Origin of the sequence: Chryseobacterium sp. AG363 (assembly GCF_003610675.1) — a bacterium.
Classification (GTDB): domain Bacteria; phylum Bacteroidota; class Bacteroidia; order Flavobacteriales; family Weeksellaceae; genus Chryseobacterium; species Chryseobacterium cucumeris.
On record NZ_RAQF01000010.1, the window covers coordinates 1 to 5,384 of the forward strand.

General features: G+C 47.0%; 2 tRNA genes and 3 rRNA genes. All 5 read left to right on the forward strand.

Annotated elements, in window-relative coordinates:
* The first annotated feature begins 178 nt into the window (after positions 1-178).
* Positions 179-1,695: ribosomal RNA gene (locus DEU39_RS24175) — 16S ribosomal RNA — on the forward strand.
* A 220-nt stretch (positions 1,696-1,915) separates the two neighbouring features.
* Positions 1,916-1,989, forward strand: a tRNA-Ile gene (locus tag DEU39_RS24180).
* An 87-nt stretch (positions 1,990-2,076) separates the two neighbouring features.
* Positions 2,077-2,150 (forward strand) — tRNA-Ala (locus tag DEU39_RS24185).
* A gap of 153 nt (positions 2,151-2,303) precedes the next feature.
* A 23S ribosomal RNA gene (locus DEU39_RS24190) occupies positions 2,304-5,058 on the forward strand.
* Positions 5,059-5,218: 160 nt separating this feature from the next.
* Positions 5,219-5,326, forward strand: a 5S ribosomal RNA gene (gene rrf, locus DEU39_RS24195).
* The 16S, 23S and 5S rRNA genes sit together here with 2 tRNA genes alongside, the layout of an rRNA operon.
* Positions 5,327-5,384: the final 58 nt, after the last annotated feature.

Here is a 5,384-nt window from a genome sequence, read left to right on the forward strand (position 1 = left end):
AAAACATTTGGTCATTAAAAAATAAAGTTTTACTTTTGCACTCGCAAATACGGAGCGACACTGACAGAGAGATTGCTTCGTTGAAAAGCGAAAGATATAAAGATCATTGACATACAATATAACAACCAAGTAAGGAAAAACTAAAGCGTTAAAAACTTTGAGTGAGTCAGACAAACATACAATGGAGAGTTTGATCCTGGCTCAGGATGAACGCTAGCGGGAGGCCTAACACATGCAAGCCGAGCGGTAGAGATCTTTCGGGATCTTGAGAGCGGCGTACGGGTGCGGAACACGTGTGCAACCTGCCTTTATCTGGGGGATAGCCTTTCGAAAGGAAGATTAATACCCCATAATATACTGAATGGCATCATTCGGTATTGAAAACTCCGGTGGATAGAGATGGGCACGCGCAAGATTAGATAGTTGGTGAGGTAACGGCTCACCAAGTCTACGATCTTTAGGGGGCCTGAGAGGGTGATCCCCCACACTGGTACTGAGACACGGACCAGACTCCTACGGGAGGCAGCAGTGAGGAATATTGGACAATGGGTGAGAGCCTGATCCAGCCATCCCGCGTGAAGGACGACGGCCCTATGGGTTGTAAACTTCTTTTGTATAGGGATAAACCTACCCTCGTGAGGGTAGCTGAAGGTACTATACGAATAAGCACCGGCTAACTCCGTGCCAGCAGCCGCGGTAATACGGAGGGTGCAAGCGTTATCCGGATTTATTGGGTTTAAAGGGTCCGTAGGCGGATCTGTAAGTCAGTGGTGAAATCTCACAGCTTAACTGTGAAACTGCCATTGATACTGCAGGTCTTGAGTGTTGTTGAAGTAGCTGGAATAAGTAGTGTAGCGGTGAAATGCATAGATATTACTTAGAACACCAATTGCGAAGGCAGGTTACTAAGCAACAACTGACGCTGATGGACGAAAGCGTGGGGAGCGAACAGGATTAGATACCCTGGTAGTCCACGCCGTAAACGATGCTAACTCGTTTTTGGAATGTAAGTTTCAGAGACTAAGCGAAAGTGATAAGTTAGCCACCTGGGGAGTACGAACGCAAGTTTGAAACTCAAAGGAATTGACGGGGGCCCGCACAAGCGGTGGATTATGTGGTTTAATTCGATGATACGCGAGGAACCTTACCAAGGCTTAAATGGGAAATGACAGGTTTAGAAATAGACTTTTCTTCGGACATTTTTCAAGGTGCTGCATGGTTGTCGTCAGCTCGTGCCGTGAGGTGTTAGGTTAAGTCCTGCAACGAGCGCAACCCCTGTCACTAGTTGCCATCATTAAGTTGGGGACTCTAGTGAGACTGCCTACGCAAGTAGAGAGGAAGGTGGGGATGACGTCAAATCATCACGGCCCTTACGCCTTGGGCCACACACGTAATACAATGGCCGGTACAGAGGGCAGCTACACTGCGAAGTGATGCAAATCTCGAAAGCCGGTCTCAGTTCGGATTGGAGTCTGCAACTCGACTCTATGAAGCTGGAATCGCTAGTAATCGCGCATCAGCCATGGCGCGGTGAATACGTTCCCGGGCCTTGTACACACCGCCCGTCAAGCCATGGAAGTCTGGGGTACCTGAAGTCGGTGACCGTAACAGGAGCTGCCTAGGGTAAAACAGGTAACTAGGGCTAAGTCGTAACAAGGTAGCCGTACCGGAAGGTGCGGCTGGAACATCTCATTTTAGAGCGTCTTAGGACGTTAAACAAAATCAGTATCGTAAGATACAAAATACTTACTTAAAGCATAGCTTTAGTTTTTTGTTTGGTTGATATATAAAAATACAAAACCCACTAGAAATTAGTAAAGGGATTGAGAGAGGCAAAGAAGATAAAAGCAGAGAGAGAAAGACGAAGAAATTAGTCTATTATCTATCAGTCTATCATCTTTTACGTCTAAAAGACAGTCTCGTAGCTCAGCTGGTTAGAGCGCTACACTGATAATGTAGAGGTCGGCAGTTCGAGCCTGCCCGAGACTACTAATTGAAAGACAGGAAGAGATCAGCTATTAGACATCAGACATTTAGGTTTGAGATCTGGAATCTGATATCTAAAGTCTACTAGAGGGGGAATTAGCTCAGCTGGCTAGAGCGCCTGCCTTGCACGCAGGAGGTCAAGGGTTCGACTCCCTTATTCTCCACAGTTTTGGAAGACTGATTTAAAAGTTACGAATGGAGCCAAAAACAACATTTGTTCATCAGTTTGAAAGAAAGAAATTAAGATCATTGACATTAACGGTAAAGACATCACAAAGAGAAAACCGAGCGCATAAAGCGCTTGAGTAACCAATAGGAAAGAAATCGTTAAGGGCGTATGGCGGATGCCTAGGCTTTCAGAGGCGACGAAGGACGTGGTAAGCTGCGAAAAGCTGCGGGGATTGGCACACACGAATTGATCCGCAGATATCCGAATGGGGCAACCCGGCATATTGAAGATATGTCACCTCGCAAGAGGAGCAAACCCGGAGAACTGAAACATCTAAGTACCCGGAGGAAAAGAAATCGAAGAGATTCCGTAAGTAGTGGCGAGCGAAAGCGGATTAGCCCAAAAGTCTTTTTATGTTTAGAGGAATGTTCTGGAAAGAACAATCATAGAAGGTGATAATCCTGTACTCGAAAGGCATATAGAGATGATAAATGAGTAGGGCGGGACACGTGAAATCCTGTCTGAATATGGGGGGACCATCCTCCAAGGCTAAATACTCCTGAAAGACCGATAGTGAACAAGTACTGTGAAGGAAAGGTGAAAAGCACTTCGAATAGAAGGGTGAAATAGAACCTGAAACCGTACGCCTACAAGCGGTCGGAGCAGCGTAATGCTGTGACGGCGTGCCTTTTGCATAATGAGCCTACGAGTTAATTTTACTAGCGAGGTTAAGGTATTAAGTACCGGAGCCGGAGCGAAAGCGAGTCTGAATAGGGCGCATAGTTAGTAGGATTAGACGCGAAACCTTGTGATCTACCCATGGGCAGGTTGAAGCTCTGGTAACACAGAGTGGAGGACCGAACCGGTTGACGTTGAAAAGTCTTCGGATGACCTGTGGGTAGGGGTGAAAGGCCAATCAAACTGGGAGATAGCTCGTACTCTCCGAAATGCATTTAGGTGCAGCGTCGTATATAAGTTTATTAGAGGTAGAGCTACTGATTGGATGCGGGGGTTTCATCGCCTACCAATTCCTGACAAACTCCGAATGCTAATAAATGTTCTACGGCAGTGAGGGCATGGGTGCTAAGGTCCATGTCCGAGAGGGAAAGAACCCAGACCAACAGCTAAGGTCCCCAAATATATGTTAAGTTGAAGCAACGCGGTTGGACTGCATTGACAGCTAGGATGTTGGCTTGGAAGCAGCCATTCATTTAAAGAGTGCGTAACAGCTCACTAGTCGAGCGGTCCGGCATGGATAATAATCGGGCATAAACATATTACCGAAGCTATGGATTTATATTTTAGATATATCTGGTAGGAGAGCATTCTATTTGCGCCGAAGCAGTACTGTGAGGTATTGTGGAGCGGATAGAAAAGAAAATGTAGGCATAAGTAACGATAAAGCAGGCGAGAAACCTGCTCACCGAAAGACCAAGGCTTCCTCAGCCATGCTAATCAGCTGAGGGTTAGTCGGGACCTAACGCGAACCCGAAAGGGGTAGTGGATGGACAATGGGTTAATATTCCCATACTTGCTCACAATAAAAGGGGACGGTTGGATGTAGCTGCTGGAGACTGACGGAATAGTCAAGGCCTAGCCTTCGGGCGAAGCTGCTGTAGTGTAATCTGATCCAAGAAAAGCCGAAGTGAAGCAACCCGTACCAAAACCGACACAGGTGGTCGAGGAGAGAATCCTAAGGTGCTCGAGTGAGTCGTGGCTAAGGAACTAGGCAAAATAGTCTCGTAACTTCGGAAGAAGAGACGCCAACAGCAATGTTGGCCGCAGTGAAGAGGCCCAGGCGACTGTTTATCAAAAACACAGGACTCTGCTAAATCGAAAGATGCTGTATAGGGTCTGACACCTGCCCGGTGCTGGAAGGTTAAGGAAGGTGCTTAGCGTAAGCGAAGGCATTAACTGAAGCCCCAGTAAACGGCGGCCGTAACTATAACGGTCCTAAGGTAGCGAAATTCCTTGTCGGGTAAGTTCCGACCTGCACGAATGGTGTAACGATCTGGGCACTGTCTCAGCCACGAGCTCGGTGAAATTGTAGTATCGGTGAAGATGCCGATTACCCGCAATGGGACGAAAAGACCCTGTGAACCTTTACTATAACTTCGTATTGACTTTGAGTAAGTAATGTGTAGGATAGGTGGGAGGCTTTGAAGCAGGCACGCTAGTGTTTGTGGAGCCGACGTTGAAATACCACCCTTTACTTACTTGGAGCCTAACTTCTTTCAGAAGGACATTGCGTGGTGGGTAGTTTGACTGGGGTGGTCGCCTCCAAAAGAGTAACGGAGGCTTTCAAAGGTACCCTCAGCACGCTTGGTAACCGTGCGTAGAGTGTAATGGCATAAGGGTGCTTGACTGTGAGACCTACAAGTCGATCAGGTGCGAAAGCAGGACATAGTGATCCGGTGGTTCCGTATGGAAGGGCCATCGCTCATAGGATAAAAGGTACTCCGGGGATAACAGGCTAGTCTCCCCCAAGAGCTCACATCGACGGGGAGGTTCGGCACCTCGATGTCGGCTCGTCACATCCTGGGGCTGGAGAAGGTCCCAAGGGTTGGGCTGTTCGCCCATTAAAGTGGCACGCGAGCTGGGTTCAGAACGTCGTGAGACAGTTCGGTCTCTATCTATTGCGGGCGTTAGATGTTTGAGAGGGCTTGATTCTAGTACGAGAGGACCGAATTGAACAAACCTCTGGTGTATCAGTTGTACCGCCAGGTGCACCGCTGAGTAGCTACGTTTGGAAGAGATAAGCACTGAAAGCATATAAGTGCGAAACTCGCCTCAAGATGAGACATCTTTTAAGGGTCGTTGTAGATGACGACGTTGATAGGCTATAGGTGTAAAGACAGTAATGTCATAGCCAAGTAGTACTAATTACCCGTAGATTTATAGTCTATGGTTACTAATATAAACCAGGTGCTTTATGCGCAGTGAAGGTTTTGTCTTTGTGAAAGTTTTTATCGCTTAAAACAGATGTCAGATATAAGACATCAGATACCAGACCTTGAAGTCTGAAATCTGAAATCTATCCTCTGATATCTTATATACCTTCTTTAGGGTGGTTTTAGCGGTGGGGCTCACCTGTTCCCATTCCGAACACAGAAGTTAAGCCCACCAGCGCCGATGGTACTGCTAACGCGGGAGAGTAGGCCGCCGCCAGTTTTTATTTTATTTTTAAAAAACCTTTATCTTTACGATAAAGGTTTTTTTGTTATATACC